This is a genomic window from Natranaerobius trueperi, from assembly GCF_002216005.1.
GTDB lineage: Bacteria > Bacillota > Natranaerobiia > Natranaerobiales > Natranaerobiaceae > Natranaerobius_A > Natranaerobius_A trueperi.
In genome coordinates this window covers 1-19,711 of record NZ_NIQC01000015.1, presented here as the reverse complement: position 1 = coordinate 19,711, position 19,711 = coordinate 1, and the positions used below count along the sequence as shown (strand labels likewise).

The window sequence follows — 19,711 nt, the reverse complement described above, 5'->3', positions numbered from 1 at the left end:
CTGAATATGCATTTTCTAATTACGTGGTTTGCAAATAATTTCTTTAAGATTAGTTTTAAAGAAATCTTTAGCATGAGCAGGGTTAATTACAACTGCTGAGTCAGCTCCTCTTGCTGTTCCACCAATAGCTATTACATCTTTCCCATATGGAATCATACCAGCATCTTGAGCCATTGTACTAATTTCAAAACATACTTTTACTCCTTGGCCAAAACATCTAAGGGTTGCTGAAACAATTCCACCTGGGTATAAACCTCCGAAATTATTCGTTATAGCGCGTTCAACATTTGCAAATAAATGAGTTGTGGTTAACAATTTTACTCCTCGATCTTCTAAGTCTCTAGAAACTTCTTTTGACATCTCATCTAGGCCAGGTTCCTTATATCCTACATGATGTTTAACACATACAATATTAATTTTCTGAGGGTCGACAAGCTCTAATAACTCATAAATTGTTTTCCCAGTGTTAGAAGCTACAACATAATCTGTGATACCTAAATCTTTACTATGTTTCACTGCAAGTTCTACAGCTTCTTTTGTATTACCCTCCCCCGGGTTCTCAAAGGTTATCATAATAAGCCCTCCCAAATGAAATTTGTATATATTACATTTGCTTAGGTGCTTTAATCCCCATAATAGCTAAGCCGTTCACTATTACCTGTCTAACTGAATCAATTATAATTAAACGAGCATTTTTCACTTCTTCATTTTCATTTAAAATAGGACAATTGTTATAAAACCTATTAAACTCTCTAGCTAATTCTAGTAAATATCTAGCCACTATATGAGGCTTATTTACATTTCTTGCTCTTTTTAATGCATCAGGATAAGAAGCTAACAATTGGATAACATTTTTTTCATATTCAGATTGGATTTGCTCTATGTGCTTTTCATTGTATTCTAGCGCAATTCCTGCTTTTTGTAATATACTACAAATTCTAGCATGAGTATATTGAAGATATGGTGCAGTTTCTCCATTAAAATCTAGAATTCTTTCCCAATCAAATGTTACCTCTTTAATTCTATCGTTACTTAAATCCCCAAAAATTATAGCACCTACACCAACCATCTCCGCTACTTCTTCTTTATTTTCAAGATCAGGATTTTTTTCTTTTATAATATCTAGTGCAAGCGATTGAGCTTTTTTCAACACATCTTCAAGAAATACCAAGTTTCCTCTACGGGTAGACATTTTTCCATCTTGAAATTTAATTAAACCAAATTGTATATGTTCTAAATTATTTGCCCATTCATAACCCATCTTATCTAAAACCTTAAACATTTGTTTAAAATGGAGCTCTTGATCAACACCAACTACATAAAGTGCTTTATGGAACTTGTATTTTTCAAATCTATACATAGCAGCACTTAAATCTCTTGTAACATACAAAGTTGCACCATCTTTTTTCTTAATTAAACAAGGTGGTAAATTTTCAGCTGATAGATCAACTATCAAAGCACCTTCACTATACGATGTAATACCAGATTGTTGTATTCTTTCAACTGTATCCTCTAATTTGTCATCATAAAAAGCTTCTCCTTTATAGCTATCAAAAGATACTCCTAATTTCTTATAGATACGTTCAAACTCCTGTAAGCTTAAGTCTTTAAACCACTTCCATAGTTTTACAGCGGTCTCATCGCTTTCTTCTAGTTTTCTAAACCATTTGCGACCTTCATCTTTTAGTTCTAAATCATTCTCTGTTTCTTCATGAAACTTAACATAGAGCTCATATAAATAATCAATGGGATCTTCTCGTAGTTTTTCTTTCTCTCCCCATTTAGTGTACGCTGCAATTAAATTACCAAATTGAGTACCCCAATCCCCTAAGTGGTTAATTCTTTCAACATTATACCCTAACCTATCGTATATATTTGACAATGCATTACCTATTACTGTTGAACGTAAATGTCCAAAACCAAATGGTTTAGCAATATTTGGGGATGAGAAGTCGATGACTACCGTCTTACCGTTCCCTTCATCATCATACCCATATTGTTCTTTCTGTTTCTGTATCTTTTGAAGGGTCTTTGAACTTAATAAAGTTAAATTACTTTTAAAATTTATGTAAGGGCCAGTAGCTTCAATTTTCTCAAAAAATTCATTTTCATTAATCTCATCAACTACATTAGTAGCTATTTGAGCTGGGTTTTGTTTATAAATCTTTGCAAGTTTGAAACACGGAAACGCAAAATCTCCTAGCGACTTATCAGGAGGAATTTCAATATCATCAAGAATGTCTCCTTTTGATAATTCTGGTAATCTGTCAATTAATAAATCTGCTATCTTTTGTCGAAATTCTTCCATTATATATCACCCACTTCGTTAATTTTTTCGTATACAGTCAAAATCATTATACCGTATCTTGGCTTCTTCAACAAGAAATTATAAATTTTTAGTTCACTGTATATAATTTTTTAAAGTTCACTCTTTTATTCTGCTACTTATATGTTAAAATTAAACAGATATGTTCCTATAATTCAAAATACATATAGGAGGTAATTGAATGAATAATAAACCAATTTATATACTAGGTCATAAAAAACCCGATACAGATTCAATCTGTTCTGCTATTGCCTATACTTATTTGAAAAATAAGGTAGAAGGAACTGATAAATACCAGGCTGGTAGAATTGGAAACATTAATAAAGAAACTGAATACGTATTATCCTTTTTAGAGGTAGAGAAACCTCAATTAGTTGAAGATGTAAAATCTCGTGTGATTGATATGTTAACAAACCGACCAATCACAATCTCTCCAGAAACCACAATTAAAGAGATCAACGATATTAGAAAGACTAAACAAATAAAATCTCTACCAGTAGTTGATAATGAGTTTAAACTTCAAGGTCTCGTCACCATGGGAGACTTAGCAGCAAAAGTAATGACGGATTTAGAAAGAGATTTTCTTGGTCCAACAAAACTAGAATTAGACTGTTTATCAAAAATTTTGAATGGTAGGGTCATAGTAAAAAATCATGATACTAATCTATCAGGAAAAGTTTTGGTAGGTGCTATGAGTCAAAAAACTCTATCTAAATATATTTCCAAAAATGATATAGTTATATTAGGTGATAGACCGAAGGCTCAATTAGATTGTATAAAAGCTGGAGCTAAATGTCTTATCTTAACTTGTAATACAGAACCTAATGAAGAAATTATTTCAAAAGCATCTCAAAATGATAGTGCTATTATTACAGTACCTTTTGATAGTTTTAAAACTGCTCGCTTTCTTATAATGGCTACTCCAGTTAAATCTTTTCTTAAAAGTGAAGATATCATCCATTTTTACGACGATGATCTTATTGAAGAAGCAAAAAAAGAGATGCTATCAACTAGATTTAGAAGTTACCCAGTTATCGATCATGACCATAAATTAATTGGGATGGTATCACGTAAAGATCTATTAACTTTAAAAGGTAAAGAAGTTATTCTTGTTGATCATAATGAAAAAAGTCAAGCAGTAACTGGAATCGATGAAGCAAAGATAAAAGAAATAATTGATCACCATAGGTTAGGAGATTTATCTTCTAATGAACCAATATTAATTAGAAATGAGCCTGTTGGTTCAACTGCAACTATAGTATATCAACTATATAAAGAATATTGTATAAGTCCACCTAAACATATTGCAGGGTTAATGCTAGCTGCAATTTTGTCAGATACAGTGATGCTAAAATCACCAACATGTACTAATTTAGATAAGCAGTTTGCACATGAATTAGAAAAAATCAGTGAATTAAATATCCAGGAATTTGGAAAGAGAATGTTTCAAGAAGGTGCAGGCATCCTCAAAGAAAACCCGAATTCAATGATTACTAAAGACTTCAAAGAATTTTCTTTTGGTGAAAAAAAAGTAGCGATTGGTCAAATGAATGCAGTTGATAAGGACGACGTTCTCGCCTTTATTACGAATATAAGAAAGGCTATGACTTCTTTAGTAAACGAAAACGATTACCATCTATTGCTATTTATGATCACAGATATTCAAAAACAAGATTCCTTAATTCTAGCAGAAGGACCTGAGAAAGCTTCATTAGAAGCTGTCTTTCAAAAACCGCTAGATCTAGATAGTCTATATCTAGAAAATGTTGTGAGTAGAAAAAAACAGGTCGTCCCACCTCTTTCTGAATATTTTTCTAACCAATAATCGAAAGTGTCCTTTAAAAAAATAGTTAAATCTCTAAAATATTCCTCTTAGTATTAAACAAGAAAATGTCACCAAAGGGGATTATTTTATATCTAAAAGATTAGCACAACAAATATATTTTATATAAATGAGTTTCAAATGAGATGGTTATAAATACAATAAAGATAAAGCGGCTTCACTCGCAAGATTATCGAGCTTTAGCCGCTTTAAACTTATTTATCAACTTGAAGCCTTTTTTACTCTAAAACAAGTCAACTAATTGTGAGTTTTGATAGTTATAGAATCTTCTTATAGGGGGTATTTGTTGCTTTCTTCTTCTTAATTGTAATAATTACCCTTGCTTAAGTAGAGTTTCCTCTTTGTAAAACTCCCAATTTGTTCATTAATAATCCTAGCACTAAATAATGCTTGTAATATTTATTCTCGCTGATGTTCAATTTTATAGCACTATTTTTATCGTGTTAACTATTGCTGCTTGTGCAACCCTCTCTTTATTTATCCTAGCTCTTAATAACCGAATAATTTTCCAGAAATATATTATACATTAGGAAAAGTCCGCTGCATCAGTATCACTATAGTTACCACCGTATTTTGAAAATAATTTCATTGTTAACTGTCTTCATATTATGATAATTTATCGATTAGTGGTACTTACAGATACATCTTTAAGTTTACTATTAACCATAGATTTAACATTACTTTCTGCTTCAGTATTTAACTTTGATGATATAATACTGTAATTTCACATTGTTATGACTAATACTAAACTGTTTAACAATATACTTAAAGTCTTTATTATCGCCTATAACTTTTAAAGTTCCATTTTCATTCATTTTAACTTTTTCTGTCTTCTAGGTTCCTGTTGAGTATACCCCAACCTAGTTGTTATAGCTCAAGTTGAACATGCAGAAACACATTGATTACAGACTTACCTCTTGTTCTTCTAGAGGTCATTATGAAGATGTAGTTGAGGTAGTGTTATTGTATCTATTCCTCTATTCACCAAACAGAATACATCTATTATAATAAGTTTGTTTTAATTGAGTAATATATAATACCGCCCATATACATTATATTGTAAAAGAAGTCTTGTGTGGTTCTTTTCCTAGTAGACCTTGTTAAAGTTAGATGTAGATTATTTAAATAGCAGTTCACTTAATGCTAACACTTCGGGATTTGCAAAACCATCCAAAACAAATGGAAGCATTAAGAAACCCTCTTGTAGAAATTTAACATATCTACCGGTGAGGGGCTCTACTACTTAGATACTATAAAATTGTTTCTAGTTAGTACTTTTTATATACTCATCAATTGCGCGAGCAGCTTTTTTTCCTGCCCCCATTGCTTCAATTACAGTAGCTGCTCCAGTTACTATATCTCCTCCAGCGAATACACCTTGAATAGATGTAACACCAGTTTCATCATTTGTCAAGATATTACCCTTTTTGGTCAAGTCTAACCCAGGAGTAGTACTAGGCACTAATGGATTTGGTCCTTGACCCAGGGCAAGTACTACGTTTTCAACGTCCATCTTGTATTCAGAGCCCTCAATTGGTATAGGTCGACGACGTCCAGAATCATCCGGTTCACCTAATTCATATTCAATACATGTCATACTATTTAAATTATAGTTTTCATCACCATGAAATTCAACCGGGCTTGTTAACAACAGAAACTTAACCCCTTCTTCTCGAGCATGCTCTATCTCTTCAGCCCGTGCCGGTATTTCTTCTTCTGAACGACGATATACGATATAAGATTCTTCTGCACCTAATCGCAATGCACATCTTGCTGCATCCATGGCTACATTACCTGCACCAATAACTGCAAAACGTTTGCCAACTTTTACAGGTGTTAAATAATCTGGGAATTGATATGCTTTCATTAAATTAGTTCTAGTTAAAAACTCATTAGCGGAATATACCCCATTAAGGTTCTCGCCTGGAATATTCATGAAATACGGTAGGCCTGCTCCTGTTCCAACGAATACAGCATCATATCCATTTTCAAGAAAATCTTTTACAGACCCTGCTTTACCAACTACATAGTTCACCTTTATATCTACACCCAATTCTTTAATTTTATCAATTTCCTTTTGAACAATATCCTTTGGTAATCTAAATTCAGGGATACCATACATTAACACACCACCGGGTACATGAAGTGCTTCAAAGATTGTTACAGAATGTCCCATTTTAGCTAAATCTCCAGCCGCAGTTAACCCAGCTGGTCCAGATCCAACTATGGCAACTTTTTTACCTGTGGGTTCCCCTACTTCCATAGAAGATGAGCTGTTTTCATTAGCAAATTCCCAATCAGCAACAAAGCGCTCTAAACGCCCAATTCCTACTGGGTCACCTTTTTTACCAATAACACAATACTTCTCACATTGAGCCTCTTGAGGACAAACACGGCCACATACAGCTGGAAGACTATTCTTTGTTTTAATCTCTCTGATAGCTTCCTTGTAATCCTTTTGTTTTATCGCACCAATGAATTTAGGAATATTTATCTCAACTGGACAACCCTTCATGCAATTAGGAACTTTGCATTCGAGACAACGATTTGCTTCCGCTAAAGCCTTCTCTTCATTGTATCCTAAAGCAACCTCATCAAAATTAGTAATTCTTTCTTTCGAATCTTGAACTGGCATTTCATGTTTAGTCTTTACTTTTCGTGACATTTACAAGCACCTCCATCGCTGTGATTTGTGGCAGCTTCTACCCTGTGCTCATCATCTTGATAGTACGCTAAACGACGGGCAGCCAGTTCAAAATCAACTTCATGTGCATCAAATTCAGGACCATCAACACATGCAAACTTTGTTTCGCCCCCAACACTCACTCTACAAGCACCACACATACCTGTGCCATCAAGCATAATAGGGTTTAAACTAACAGTTGTTTTTAATTCTAATGGTTTAGTGGTGGCAGCCACTGCTTTCATCATTGGCATAGGTCCAATTGCCCATACATGTTCTACTTCCACATCCTCTGCAACTTGTTTTATAACATCAGTCACAAAACCCTTATGACCATAACTGCCATCATCTGTACAAACATATAATTGATCACTTACATCAGCCATTTTCTCTTCCCAGAATAATAATTCTTTAGTTCGAGCACCAATGACAGAAATTACCTCATTCCCTGCTTCTTTTAGAGCCCTAGCAATGGGAAAGACTGGTGCAATACCTACTCCACCACCTACACAAACAACCCGACCTAATTTTTCAATCTCTGTGGCCTTGCCTAAAGGACCTACAAAATCAACAACATAATCGCCTTCTTCTAATTTGCCTAATTCTTTAGTAGAACGCCCAACCTCTTGAATTATAATAGTTACAGTCCCATCCTCACGATTAAAGTCTGCAATAGTTAAAGGTATTCTCTCGCCCTTTTCATCCGTACGCAGAACCACGAACTGACCAGGCTTTGCATTTTCTGAAACATGAGATGCTTCGATTTCGAACAATTTAATAACAGGTGATAGCACTTCTTTGCGAACAATTTTATACAATTGATCACCCCTCCATTCGTTTTAATTTTCACAAAACAACTTCTGCTTCTTCATAAAAAAATAAAGGTGAAATACCCCCCCTTATTGTAAGTTAAATGTAACAACTATACTAATATAATTATAATATACAAACCAATTTTTTTCCACCCTTATATAATTGATTTTTCAGAGAAAAGTAACTTCTATAAATTTATAATTTTAACATTTTTGAACTGAAATTTTAAAACACTTGACTGAGTGGCATTATTACGAAACTGTGGACAACTTGATGCTGTTCTTAATACGATTATAACAGGGTTTATGGCTTTTATGTTTAAAATTAGGCTCTGTTATATTCCTTGGATCTCTATATTTTAGGTGTTGTGGTACCATAAGTGAACATTGGAATTTTATAATCTGTGCAAATCTCGAGAGCGTTGGTATCAAGTAAATATTGAATTAGAATTATAACAGTTAACTGTAAAATAGCATAAAAAAATCACTCCCTTTGTCCAAGTATTATTGAACCACAAGAAAGTGATCTTCATATTTTAAGGTAAATTTTAGTTTGAATACTTTTTTGGTCAACCACTTGAATGCCCGTTATGTCTAAATGGTGGGCGGAACAGGGCTCGAACCTGTGACCCCCTGCTTGTAAGGCAGGTGCTCTCCCAGCTGAGCTATCCGCCCATATAATATTTCACTTTTTCAATGTTGAAATTGTTGGTGGGCGGAACAGGGCTCGAACCTGTGACCCCCTGCTTGTAAGGCAGGTGCTCTCCCAGCTGAGCTATCCGCCCATATGATAATTTCACTTTTTCAATGTCGAAATTGTTGGTGGGCGGAACAGGGCTCGAACCTGTGACCCCCTGCTTGTAAGGCAGGTGCTCTCCCAGCTGAGCTATCCGCCCTCTCAACTGAACAAATATAATTTTACAGTAAAATTTGTTATCTGTCAACTACAATTTCTAATAAATTTTCTTTGCTTAATTGTAAAATCAAATTGAACTAAATAAAAACTCCATAGTGGACCCAACTGTAATATAATTAAATCACCACAAAATAACTAATTATAGGAAGGGTGCCCACTATGGATTACTTTAATGATGCACCAACTTCTCGCAAGAATAAACATCTAAATGATTTCGAGCTAGGAAAAATCGAGTTACTGCATAAACAAGGCTACAGCCTAAACGCTATCGGTAAAATTTTAAATAGAGCATCAAACACAATTCATAATGAACCAAAAAGAGGTACAGTGACCTAGAAAAAAACCGAAAGAACTACGGACCTCAATTTAAGTTTTATAATGTATAATGTGAAGACTTCATCAATCATACTACAAATTTATTTTGAAATTCCAAATTTTCTTTGGATTCTATTTATGGGTCTCTCAAAATTACGTTGATGCAGGTTTACTCAATATTAAAAACATCGATCTACCGCTAAAGACTAGACACAGGAATAAACCTAAACGAATTAGAAAACATAACAAGATCTTAGGACGAGTATTAGAGAACGATCTAAATAAATACTCGTCAAGTATTCGGTCACTGGGAAATTGACACCGTGATTTTTAAGAAAACAAAAACTGAATCTGTGTTGCTAACTATTACTGAGAGGAAAACGTTTGCAGATCTAGCATAATTAAAGAAAACTAGCAACACCAAAGTTTACTTTACACATCCTTACTCTTCTAGAGAAAGAGAAACTGACGAACAACATATCGGCTTGATTAAACGTTGCATCCCAAAAGGGAAGAGTCTCTCTGATTTTTCATCACAACAATTATTAAAGTCTAAACCTTGGTGTAATACCTTACCCAGACGGATCCTTGGCTACTTATCTCCAGACGAGGCGTTCTTAGAACAGTGTAGTGTTCTACTTAAGTAACACTTTTTATATTACAGTTGGAAACTAGTTCAACTTAATATTGCAATTAGCTTTTGTTTTAAATATCATTTCTCACTAACTAACTTTCTAGCTAAAATCAAATATCCTGTATGTCCTATCATCGTATCTTCTGGTCGAAGTCTGTTTGGATTATGCTTTAATCTTCTTGCCATTAACTCAACAATCTCAATTAGAAAAAACTCGTTTTCTTTCAGCACTGGAATTACATCACTCACTTGATTATACGTCGGCACTAATATACCAAGATTTCCTGAAGGTTTTAGGGCTTCTCTTACTTGTTTAATTACATTACATGGTTCTGGTAAATCTATTATAAAAGCATCTAGGTCTCTTTCGTCTATTCCATTATCTATAGACCGATTTTTTAAATTAATGTTATCAAATTTAGTTCCTTTTGAAATGTTTTTAGTAATATTTTTAATAAAGTCATCTCTCTCTTCATATGTATAAACTTTCCCATCAGTCCCTACAGTTCTAGAAAGAGATAAAGTCATAGCTCCAGATCCAGTCCCTGCTTCGCCAACTACATCTCCTGGGGAAATATCTAAATTATAGATCAAATAACCTATTTCTTTTGGATACATTATTTGTGTCTTTCTTTCTAGCTTTTTATCTAAAAAATCTGCTAGTGTACATTCAAATAAAAAATACTTTTTTTTATTAACATAAAAAGAAGAACCAGGTGTCATATCATTAATTTCTTTTCCTGTCATAATTCCAGTAGGTAATTGTATTTGGTCTGCTTTCAGATCAACTACTTTTTTAAATTTTTTTCCATCAGTTATCATTCTCTTAGTTTCTAATCCGCTAGTCATATTAATCACCTCTTCTTAATATTTTGCATCAAACCCAAATTTGTTGTAATATATTCCTAAGGGAGGGATAATAATGAATTATGTTTATGGCCCTATCAATTCTCGTAGATTAGGGACTTCTCTTGGTATAAATATTACTCCTGATAGAGATTGTAGCTTAGACTGCATTTATTGTGAAGAAGGACTCCCAACTCAAAATTTAACTCTTTCTCGAAAAGAATACACAATAACTGACAATATCATAGATCAAATTTATAATAAAGTCGAATCTTTACCAACCAGCTTAGATTATATCACTTTCTCAGGTTCTGGAGAGCCTACATTACATAACAAACTAGGTACCATGATTAAAAAAATAAAAGCTCTAAATATTCCCATCGCTGTCATCACCAACTCAACTTTAATACATCTTGAAGAAGTTCAAGAAGACTTAATATATGCAGACTTAGTCATACCTTCCTTAGACGCTATTACACAAAAAACTCTACATCAAGTCAATAGGCCTCATCCTGAAATAAAGATACATAATATTAAAAATGGTTTAGAGAAGTTCAGTCATAAATTCCTTGGTCAGATCTGGCTAGAAATTTTATTAGTGTCCGGTGTAAATGATTCATATGAAGAACTAACACAACTTTCAAAATTTGTTAACAACTATATACTAGTAGATAAAGTACAGTTAAATACTATCAGTCGAACCACAACACTACCAGGAGCTTTTCCTGTAGCTTCAAATAAGCTACAAAAAATTTCTGATCTTTTTACTGCACCTGTAGAAATATTTTGTTAACTAGGGAGGTATCCGCTTTGGATATAACATTAACTACATCTAAACATATCGAGTTAATAGATATATCACAAGAAATAGAAAATTTCATTGATTCTAGTAAAATGGATAGTGAAACTATTACAATATTCGTGCCACATACAACTGCTGCAATCACAGTTAATGAAAACTGTGATAGTGATGTAGTAAATGACTTAGAAACTGCATTTAAAAAGCTAGTACCAAGCATTGCTTTTAGTCATATGGAAGGTAACAGTCCAGCTCATTTATTAAGTTCTTTAGTAGGATGTAGTATAACTTTACCAGTGAAGAACAATAAATTAGACTTAGGAACATGGCAAGGTGTCTTCTTTTGTGAATTTGATGGCCCTAGAACCAGAAGAGTTAAAATTCTGGTTTAGGGCACCTATTTATTTGTATAGCGGAAAATAAACTGTAAAAACACTTCCTTGACCTTGCTCACTTTTTACTTCAATTTTAGCATTATGTAGTTTTACTAATTCATTTACAATAGCAAGTCCCAAACCGGAGCTTTTATTTTCACTACTTCTTTCACGTGATTTATCAACTTTGTAAAATCTCTGAAATATATTAGGCTTTTCATCTTCAGGGATACCCTGACCATTATCTTCAACCTGGATTGCACACCATGTATCTTGTTTAAAGCTTCTCACTATAATTTGCCCTTTTTCAGGCGTGTACTGTATTGCATTATTTAATAAATTAACAATGATTTGTTTGACTCTATGTCTATCCCCAAAGAATGAATGATCATTTTCAATTTTATCAGTTTTTATTTGTTGTTTCTTTTTTTCTGCCATAGGTGTAACAGTTTCTATTGAACTTTCAATAACCTCTCGAGAGTACAAGAGTTCTTTTTCTAAGTTTAATTTTCCACTTTCCATAGTAGACAAGTCTAACAACTTATCTACCATTTTATTTAATTCGACTGCATTTTTCCATATAAGTTGTATGTAATAATCGTAATCATCCTTAGAAACAATACCATCTAACATTAACTCGCTATATCCTCGTATTGAACTTAAAGGCCCTCGAAATTCATGAGAAGCATTGTCAACTAGATTTTTTCTAGATATAGCCAACCTTTTTTGCTCTTTTATATTGTTTTCTATTTCTTGTGCAGCTAAGTTAAAAGTTTGTGATATTTTCCCTAGCTCATCATCCGTTTGCGATATCTCATCATCGCCATTTTTAGTAAAATCCCCTTTTGCTAACGCTTGGGCCGACTTATTAATTGAACTTAAAGGTCTAGTAATATTTTTTGACAACGTAAGTGCAAAAATAATGGCTATTAAAACCGCTATACCACCAGATGTTATTGTAATTCTACTTATATTTGCGATTGTGTCTTCTATACCCGCTAATTGAACACTCACACTTACTAATCCAACAACAACTTTTTTTTCGTCATTATCATTAAATTCTTCGTCAGGATTATTAATATAATTCTCTAAGTCTAAATCATCATCTTCATACTCATTTAAATCTTTATATATTGGAATCGCTATTAATAATCTCTCTGTTTGAGGACCTACAACTTTCTTGGTTAAAGAGTTTCCCATTAAAACATGTTCAATTTCTTGATCTTCAAATTCAACTGTCGCCTCATCATTTTCATCTGATAAATAATCTACAACAACAATATTTTCTCCCTGTTCATCAAAGACCCCTATTTCCGCTTCCATAGACCTTGACAGGGTTTGCGCTTTCTCAATAACTTCTTTTACATTATTTTCAATTAAAGGTTCTTCTAACATATCTGCGATCTTTCGTGCTTGCGTATTGACTTCCCACTCACGTGCACCATAAAAATACTCTTCAACTAAATATGACATAATCCCACTCAAAACTAATAATGTGACTAATATGACAACTAGATAGCTTAATATTAGTTTTGAGAATAAAGTTTGAGGTTTTAACTTATTCAACATCTTTTTTTACCTCTAATTTATATCCTACACCCCAAACAGTTTGTATATAGTTATAATCACTATGATTTTCGAGTTTTCTTCTTAATCTTTTAATATGCTCATCAACAGTCCTTGTACCACCAGCGAAAGAAAAACCCCAGATTTTCTCTAAGATATCTTCCCGTGTAAAAACTCTTCCTGCGTTTTTAACAAGTAAATAAATAAGTTCAAATTCTTTTGGAGGTAAGTCAAGTTCTTGGTTTTTAACATATACTTTATAGCTTTGTGAGTCAACTATTAGTTCTCCTTTTTCTAGCGTTTCATCAGCTTTTTTAAAATCTTGTTCGCGCCTAATTAGTGCACGTACTCTAGCGACTAGTTCACGCGGACTAAATGGTTTGGTGATATAATCATCAGCTCCTAACTTCAATCCCATAATTTTGTCATCTTCATCTACTTTTGCTGTTAACATAACAATAGGAACTTTATTATTATTTGTTAAGTTTCTTATTTTATAACATACTTCCCAACCATCCATTTCCGGCAACATAATATCAAGTATAATTGTTAGATATGATTTTTTTTCTACTAAGGATAATCCCGTATTTCCATCATAAGCTGTATCAACAACAAAACCTTCATGTTCTAGGGTCATCTTAACCATATTGCATAAATCTTTATCATCATCTAAAACTAAAATATTCTGTTCCACCATAATGAAACCTCCATGTAATTTTTTATTTATTATATTTAATTAGCTCTTAATTAAAATTTTCCTGCTAATAGGCAAGGTTTTACTAAAAATGTTATAATTAAAGTATGTAAATTTACTTAGTTTAAGGAGCGTGATCAAATGAGCAATTTCTCTCTACCTGAAAATTCTGGTGTTGCTGCTGTAGGATTGACAACAGATTTGATTTTACCTAATGATGACATTTCTGAAATAACTGCTAATACGGTAAAAAACATAGCTATTGATAACGATATAGTTTGTGTAACTGAAGCCGTTGTAGCTAGGTCTCAGAATCAATATGTTTCCTGCAAAGAATTAGCTGATGAAATTAAAGGAAATTTGAGTCTGTCACCTAAAAGTACTATTGGGGTTATCAGTCCAATAGCTAGTAGAAATAGATTCGCATTGATCTTAAAAGCTTTATCTTTAGCTACTGAAGGTGGCAAAGTTGTTGTTCAGTTCCCTATTCCTTTTGATGAAGTTGGAAATCAAGTTATGGATGAAAATTTCGCACAAACTCGTCTTCGTTTGAAAAAAACACTTCAAAGCTTAAGAGAGACTAGAGGTAGTACACCTCAGTTAAATGTATTGATTCGAGAAATTATTGCAGCTCTCAAACTTCAAGAATTAGGATACACTATTGAAAGTATAAGAAAAATAACTGGTAACGGTATCGCTGATTTAACTTTACGAACTCCAGACGGAACCTTAGCTGTTGCTGAAGTTACTTTTGAAGGACTTGAAAAAACTTCTCGTAAGGCAATAGGAGTACAAAATGATGTCCCTGGTGCACAAATTGCTCTTGCCATAGCTGTCAGTCTTGAACATAACACTATTACTATTGTAAATGCTAGTGAATATCTTTCCAACCAAAACTATGAAGTACAAACAATAAATTACGGAGATCAAATTAACTGTTATTATGATCCAGAGGCTATTTACACCGAAGAATTAGGAGATCGAACATTCCCACATCCTATTACTAATCAAGACTACCGAGAACTATATTTAGATATAATTCGGTCTACAGGGGCGCAAGGCAACGTAATTTTCACTAATAATCCACTAAAAGTTTACGAAATGGGTTATATAAATGGTATATGTATAGGCGCTGTACACGAAAGAAATAAATTAAAGGAACTTTTTAGTTCCTTTGGGGCAAAAGTGCCTGTTATTACTATAAAAGACATAGGAGATTCTCCATGGGGATTAGTAGGTTCTAATGTATCAGATATGGATTCAGGTATACTAAAACTATTACCTGATAACCCTCATGAAACAGCTGATGAAATTAAAGAGAAAATTAAAGATCTCACTAGTAAGAATGTAGAGGTTTTAATTTTTGGAGACGGTGCTTATAAAGATCCTGATACAGGCATATATGAATTAGCTGATCCTCACCCCGCTATTGGAGCTAGCACTGGCTTACGTGGAGCCTCATTACGTGAGGGCTCTAAATTAAAATTACAAGTCGACACACTACACAGACAAGGTCATAAAAAAGAAGAAATCAAAGACATACTGCTTAATACTAATGAAAGTACAAATGAAGATTTAGGTACTACCCCAAGAAGTGTAACGAGCATATTAGGATCGATGGCTGACTTAATTACAGGTTCTGCAGATGCAGGTACTCCAATTGTATTAGTAAGAGGGTTTAAGATAGATAATTAATCATAAAGTCTAAACTACTATAACTATAAAAAGGATTGAGTTCCTGTGGTGTACGTCTCAATCCTTTTATAGTTTTAAATGGTAAATAAGCAGAATTACGGCAATACTTAAGTTTAAAAATTTTTGCTTAATTGTAAAATCAATTTGAACTAAATAAAAACTCCATAGTGGACCCAACTGTAATATGATTAAATCACCACAAAATAACCAATTACAGGAAGGATGCACACTATGGATTACCTTAATAATACACCAACATCCCGCAAGAATAAACACTTAAATGACTTTGAGCGGGGACAAATTGAGCTACTAAATAGACAAGGGTACAATCCCAACTATATAGCAAAATTCTTGAACAGATCACCTAACACCATTCGAAATGAATTGAAAAGAGGCACTGTTACTCAGATCAAGCAGAATAAAGTCTGTGAGATCTATTACCCTGATGTAGGCCGAAGAGTATATAACTAAAATAGAAAGAACTGTGGACCCAAGTTTAAGTTTTTACAATGTGAAGAGTTTATAGCCTATGCTGCTGACTTATTTTGGAATTCTAACTTTTCTCTTGATGCCATCTGTGGCTCTGCCAAAAAGAATAAAGAATTTGCAAAAGAAACCATGGTATCAACTAAAACGCTGTACAATTACGTTGATGCAGGTCTACTAAACAGCAAAAATATTGATCTGCCCCTAAAGACTAGACGTTCTACCAAATCTAAACGGGTAAGGAAACACAAAAAGAATTTAGGTACTAGTATTAGTGAACGCCCTAAAGAGGTAGATAACCGCCAAGTCTTGGTCACTGGGAAATTGATACTTTGATTGGTAAGAAAACAAAAAATGAACCAGTTTTACTTACCATTACTGAAAGAGTAACTCGTAAAGAAATCATACGTAAGATTCCAGCAAAAACAACAGAAGCTGTGCAAGAGTGTCTAAAAACATAGCTATTGAAATGGGTGATAACTTTTCAAAGGTATTTAAAAGTTTTACAGCTGACAATGGCTTAGAGTTTGCTGAACTAGCTACATTAGAAGCAAATAACGAAATCAAGGTTTATTTCGCCCATCCTTACTCTTCTGAAGAAAGAGGCACTAATGAACGTCATAATGGACTTATTAGACGATTCATTCCCAAGGGCAAGAGCCTATTGGATTACTCATTAGATTCGATAGCTAAAGTTCAAGCCTGGTGCAACACTTTGCCCAGACGGATACTTGGTTATTTATCTCCAGATGAGCCATTCTTTGAACACTGTAGCGCTCTAATCAAGTGACATATATTACAGTTAGAAACATGTTCAATTTAATATTGCAATTTAGCTTTAAAAATTTTTTATCTACATAATCGAGTAGCAGGTAGATAATTAATTTATCTACCGACCTCTCACACCACTCAAGCGTACCGTCCGGTACTTGGCGGTTCAATGATTTAAGTGCAGTACCTCGTATCTTTTGGATATGTCATCATATCCAATTGATGCGAGGTATTCATTTGTTAATGACCTTGATAATATCCAGCTATTGGCTATCCTCCAATAGCCTTTCCGAGTGTTTGCCCATTCCCAGGCTTTACCTTTAGTTATTCCAAGTCGTCTGAAGTTCTTGAACCTCGCACTTATTTTCTTCCACTGCTTCCACAAGTACATTCGAATTCTACACCTAATCCATTCGTTAAGAGCAGTAATTCTTTTCTTCATATCTGCAATAGCAAAATAACCCAACCAGCCTGTAATGAATTTTTTAAGTTCTTTAAGTATCTGTTGAATCGACCTGCCACGCTTACGACTTGTTATCTGCCGTACCCTGTCCTTGAACCGTTTTATGGACTTTTGGTGTGGTCGTCTTCCAGCCTTGCCTCTAACTTTGTAGAGGGAGAAGCCAAGAAACTTAAGCTTAAGTGGGCTCCCAGTGTTGCTCTTTCTCGGTTTACCTTAAGTTTTAATTTCTCTTCAAGGTACTTTATACAGCTGTTCATTACTCTTTCAACGGCTCTTTTACTCTTAACGTAGATAACACAATCATCGGCCTACCTCACAAATTTATGTCCTCTACCCTCAAGTAGGCGATCAAAACTAGTGAGATAAATGTTACTAAGTAATGGGGACAGGTTTCCACCTTGCGGAGTGCCTTTGGTAGTAGGTTTTAAAAGCCCATTTGTCATAACCCCACTCTTTAAGAATGAGCGTATGAGTCGTATGATGGTTTCATCCTTTACCTATTCCCTTACCATACCTATTAACAAGTCATGGTTCACGGTATCAAAATATTTTGTTAGGTCTATGTCAACTGCATATTTGTAGCCTTGTTCGTAGTATTCTTTTGCTCTTTTGATCGCTTGCTGGGCATTGCGGTTTGGTCTAAACCCAAAGCTATTATTAGAAAATTTCGGTTCAAATATTGGCTGCAGTACTTGCACTAGTGCCTGTTGAACCATGTGGTCCATGACTGTTGGGACCCCAAGAAGCCTTACCCCACCATCAGGTTTGGGTATTTCCACTTGTCTGACTGGCTGAGGTTTGTATCTCGCACTTCTCAGGCTCTTTTGAAATGCATCCTTATTTTCTATACATGTTAACTTAAAAGTACCCCACCATTTCAGTTGAAAAATCCCCCACTTTAGAATAGAATCCCCTTGTATGTATTTAATCTAAAGGGGTTCGGGGGTTCGGGGGTTCGGGGGAGAATGATAACATTGAAAGATAAACAAGCAATAATTTTAAAACATTACCATGATGGAAAATCACAAAGTGCAATTCATCGAGAGACTGGTATTGATAGAAAAACAGTCAGGAAATACATTAAAGAATACAGGCAAATAGAGCTGAACTTTCAAATGGGAAAGACCAAAGTGAGGAATTAGTTCAAAGTATAGAGGAAAAACCAAGATATGATACTAGCAACCGCAGTAAAGTAAAATTAACCGATGAAGTATTAGATCAAATTAAGTACCATCTTCAAGAAAATGAGAAAAAACGTAATAGTGGCCGCAAAAAACAGCAAAAGAAAAAGATAGATATTTACGAAGCGCTATTAGATGATGGATTTAGCATTGGCTACACCACAGTATGTAATGCTGTACGATCATTAGAAAAAAAATATAGAAAGTCTTACATAAAGCAAAGTTATTCCCCCGGCCAAGTTGAATTTGACTGGGGAGATGTAAAACTAACCATCGATGGCAAGCCTATAACATTACAGCTAGCAGTGTTCACAGGTGCCCTTGGTAATTACAGGTATGCCGTACTGTTTTACAATCAAAAAACAGAAAGCTTTCTACAAGCTCATGCAGTTTTCTTTGAACACCTTATAGGGAGTTACCATCAGTTAGTATACGATAACACTAGAGTAGCAGTTAAAAAATTTGTTGGCCCTTCAGAAAAAGAACCGACTGAATCACTATTAAAATTATCCCTATACTATGGCTTTGACTTTAGATTCTGTAACGCTAAATCTGGATGGGAGAAGGGCCATGTAGAGAGAAGTGTGGAGTATGTCAGAAGAAAAGCTTTTAGCTTTCAAGATGAATTTGACTTTATTCTAAAAGCTCAAGAATACTTGGCCCAAGTTTGTGAACATCTAAACTCTAAGCCCCAGGCGGCAAACAATAATAAAAGTGCTCTAGAAATACTAGAGGAAGAAAGAGCGTTTTTACTCCCTCACCTCCCTCCGTATGATTCAGCACGGACTGCTGAACTTAGAGTAGACAAATACTCTACTGTCTGTATTGATAATTGTCACTATTCTGTACCTGATCGGTATGTGGAGGAATTTATTTTTGCCAAAATTTATCCTAAACACATTAAGTGCTACTATAATAGCCGGTTAATAGCAGAGCATGAGAAAAACACGGTTACAAACAGTGGAGTATACAAATTCAACACTACCAAAAAACACTCAAAAAAAAGCCCGGTGCACTTGCAGGAAGCTTAGCCCTAAAGCAAGCATAACCGGAACTAAAAAAGAATATACCATTAATATTATACCTCAAAATCAAAAGACTTCATACAGTTAATAGAAATCATCGGTGAAAAAGGCTGGGACAAAGTCAAAAAGGCTATTGATTCCCTAGATCATATTTCACCAAATGAGATATCTAATGAAAAGATTCAGGTTCTCTGTAACCGAAATGAGGAATTAGAAATTCCTAAAAACGAAACAGTTACAGAAATTAGATCAAAAAATACATTATCATCCTATGATCAGCTT

14 protein-coding genes, 3 tRNA genes and 2 pseudogenes are annotated in these 19,711 nt (G+C 34.1%); 7 read left to right on the top strand and 12 right to left on the bottom strand.

Translation table 11 applies throughout. The features are described 5' to 3' along the window. Positions 1 to 15: 15 nt before the first annotated feature. Both CDO51_RS07645 and argS read right to left on the bottom strand, forming a co-directional pair. Entirely contained in the window at positions 16 to 573 is a 558-nt protein-coding gene (locus tag CDO51_RS07645; protein WP_089023700.1) for a pyruvate kinase alpha/beta domain-containing protein, read from the bottom strand. Positions 574 to 604: 31 nt separating this feature from the next. Continuing rightward, a complete protein-coding gene (gene argS, locus CDO51_RS07640) occupies positions 605 to 2,308 on the bottom strand; it encodes an arginine--tRNA ligase (RefSeq protein ID WP_089023699.1) in 1,704 nt (567 codons plus the stop codon). Positions 2,309 to 2,507: 199 nt separating this feature from the next. Here argS and CDO51_RS07635 point away from each other — a divergent pair, with 199 nt between their 5' ends. Beyond that, on the top strand, positions 2,508 to 4,151 hold the full coding sequence (locus CDO51_RS07635; protein WP_089023698.1) for a putative manganese-dependent inorganic diphosphatase: 1,644 nt from the start codon (positions 2,508 to 2,510) through the stop codon (positions 4,149 to 4,151). Positions 4,152 to 5,433: 1,282 nt separating this feature from the next. Here the strand turns inward: CDO51_RS07635 and gltA are convergent. From gltA to CDO51_RS07610, 5 genes are all read right to left on the bottom strand, one after another. Next, positions 5,434 to 6,834: an NADPH-dependent glutamate synthase gene (gltA, locus tag CDO51_RS07630; RefSeq protein WP_089023697.1), complete on the bottom strand. Its 1,401-nt coding sequence runs from the start codon at positions 6,832 to 6,834 to the stop codon at positions 5,434 to 5,436. Beyond that, a complete protein-coding gene (locus CDO51_RS07625; protein ID WP_089023696.1) occupies positions 6,819 to 7,670 on the bottom strand; it encodes a sulfide/dihydroorotate dehydrogenase-like FAD/NAD-binding protein in 852 nt (283 codons plus the stop codon). The genes gltA and CDO51_RS07625 overlap by 16 nt, the downstream gene beginning before the upstream one ends. A 593-nt stretch (positions 7,671 to 8,263) precedes the next feature. Then, a tRNA-Val gene (locus tag CDO51_RS07620) sits at positions 8,264 to 8,339 on the bottom strand. Between the two features lie 34 nt (positions 8,340 to 8,373). Next, positions 8,374 to 8,449 (bottom strand) — tRNA-Val (locus CDO51_RS07615). A 35-nt stretch (positions 8,450 to 8,484) separates the two neighbouring features. Further along, positions 8,485 to 8,560, bottom strand: a tRNA-Val gene (locus CDO51_RS07610). Positions 8,561 to 8,739: 179 nt separating this feature from the next. Between CDO51_RS07610 and CDO51_RS15370 the strand changes: the two genes are divergently transcribed. Beyond that, a complete protein-coding gene (locus tag CDO51_RS15370; RefSeq protein ID WP_420811487.1) occupies positions 8,740 to 8,916 on the top strand; it encodes a helix-turn-helix domain-containing protein in 177 nt (58 codons plus the stop codon). Positions 8,917 to 9,607: 691 nt separating this feature from the next. On the opposite strand, the gene CDO51_RS07600 is transcribed toward CDO51_RS15370, so the two are convergent. Beyond that, positions 9,608 to 10,378, bottom strand: a complete 771-nt coding sequence (locus tag CDO51_RS07600; protein WP_089023695.1) for a tRNA (adenine-N1)-methyltransferase — start codon at positions 10,376 to 10,378, stop codon at positions 9,608 to 9,610. Between the two features lie 73 nt (positions 10,379 to 10,451). Between CDO51_RS07600 and CDO51_RS07595 the strand changes: the two genes are divergently transcribed. Together CDO51_RS07595 and CDO51_RS07590 are read left to right on the top strand one after the other, a co-directional pair. Next, on the top strand, positions 10,452 to 11,168 hold the full coding sequence (locus CDO51_RS07595; protein ID WP_089023694.1) for a radical SAM protein: 717 nt from the start codon (positions 10,452 to 10,454) through the stop codon (positions 11,166 to 11,168). Between the two features lie 17 nt (positions 11,169 to 11,185). Next, complete coding sequence (locus CDO51_RS07590) at positions 11,186 to 11,566, top strand: secondary thiamine-phosphate synthase enzyme YjbQ (protein ID WP_089023693.1); 381 nt, start codon at positions 11,186 to 11,188, stop codon at positions 11,564 to 11,566. Positions 11,567 to 11,575: 9 nt separating this feature from the next. Here the strand turns inward: CDO51_RS07590 and CDO51_RS07585 are convergent, their stop codons facing one another. Beyond that, a complete protein-coding gene (locus CDO51_RS07585; protein ID WP_089023692.1) occupies positions 11,576 to 13,117 on the bottom strand; it encodes a sensor histidine kinase in 1,542 nt (513 codons plus the stop codon). Beyond that, the gene (locus tag CDO51_RS07580) at positions 13,107 to 13,811 is read right to left on the bottom strand and encodes a response regulator transcription factor (protein ID WP_089023691.1); all 705 of its coding nucleotides are present in this window, start codon (positions 13,809 to 13,811) and stop codon (positions 13,107 to 13,109) included. Before CDO51_RS07580 ends, CDO51_RS07585 begins: the two co-directional genes overlap by 11 nt. A gap of 138 nt (positions 13,812 to 13,949) precedes the next feature. On the opposite strand from CDO51_RS07580, the gene CDO51_RS07575 reads away from it, so the two are divergent. Both CDO51_RS07575 and CDO51_RS07570 read left to right on the top strand, forming a co-directional pair. Next, positions 13,950 to 15,503: a coenzyme F420-0:L-glutamate ligase gene (locus CDO51_RS07575; protein ID WP_089023690.1), complete on the top strand. Its 1,554-nt coding sequence runs from the start codon at positions 13,950 to 13,952 to the stop codon at positions 15,501 to 15,503. Positions 15,504 to 15,734: 231 nt separating this feature from the next. Next, positions 15,735 to 16,779 (top strand): annotated as a pseudogene (locus CDO51_RS07570) (IS30 family transposase). 147 nt (positions 16,780 to 16,926) lie between these two features. Here the strand turns inward: CDO51_RS07570 and CDO51_RS14250 are convergent. Continuing rightward, positions 16,927 to 17,271 (bottom strand): group II intron maturase-specific domain-containing protein, encoded by a 345-nt coding sequence (locus CDO51_RS14250; protein WP_240503524.1) that lies wholly within the window; start codon positions 17,269 to 17,271, stop codon positions 16,927 to 16,929. A 449-nt stretch (positions 17,272 to 17,720) separates the two neighbouring features. Further along, entirely contained in the window at positions 17,721 to 18,002 is a 282-nt protein-coding gene (locus CDO51_RS15180; protein WP_205842151.1) for a reverse transcriptase domain-containing protein, read from the bottom strand. A gap of 186 nt (positions 18,003 to 18,188) precedes the next feature. Between CDO51_RS15180 and istA the strand changes: the two are divergent. Beyond that, positions 18,189 to 19,711, top strand: a pseudogene (gene istA / locus CDO51_RS15675) (IS21 family transposase); the annotation flags it as partial.

What these genes read in the sequence shown, in the direction of transcription:
- CDO51_RS07580 (WP_089023691.1), bottom strand. Translation starts at nt 13,811, where the DNA reads ATGGTGGAACAGAATATTTTAGTTTTAGATGATGATAAAGATTTATGC.
- CDO51_RS07595 (WP_089023694.1), top strand. Translation starts at nt 10,452, where the DNA reads ATGAATTATGTTTATGGCCCTATCAATTCTCGTAGATTAGGGACTTCT.
- CDO51_RS15370 (WP_420811487.1), top strand. Translation starts at nt 8,740, where the DNA reads ATGGATTACTTTAATGATGCACCAACTTCTCGCAAGAATAAACATCTA.
- gltA (WP_089023697.1), bottom strand. Translation starts at nt 6,834, where the DNA reads ATGTCACGAAAAGTAAAGACTAAACATGAAATGCCAGTTCAAGATTCG.
- CDO51_RS07600 (WP_089023695.1), bottom strand. Translation starts at nt 10,378, where the DNA reads ATGACTAGCGGATTAGAAACTAAGAGAATGATAACTGATGGAAAAAAA.
- CDO51_RS07575 (WP_089023690.1), top strand. Translation starts at nt 13,950, where the DNA reads ATGAGCAATTTCTCTCTACCTGAAAATTCTGGTGTTGCTGCTGTAGGA.
- CDO51_RS07635 (WP_089023698.1), top strand. Translation starts at nt 2,508, where the DNA reads ATGAATAATAAACCAATTTATATACTAGGTCATAAAAAACCCGATACA.
- argS (WP_089023699.1), bottom strand. Translation starts at nt 2,308, where the DNA reads ATGGAAGAATTTCGACAAAAGATAGCAGATTTATTAATTGACAGATTA.
- CDO51_RS07645 (WP_089023700.1), bottom strand. Translation starts at nt 573, where the DNA reads ATGATAACCTTTGAGAACCCGGGGGAGGGTAATACAAAAGAAGCTGTA.
- CDO51_RS07585 (WP_089023692.1), bottom strand. Translation starts at nt 13,117, where the DNA reads ATGTTGAATAAGTTAAAACCTCAAACTTTATTCTCAAAACTAATATTA.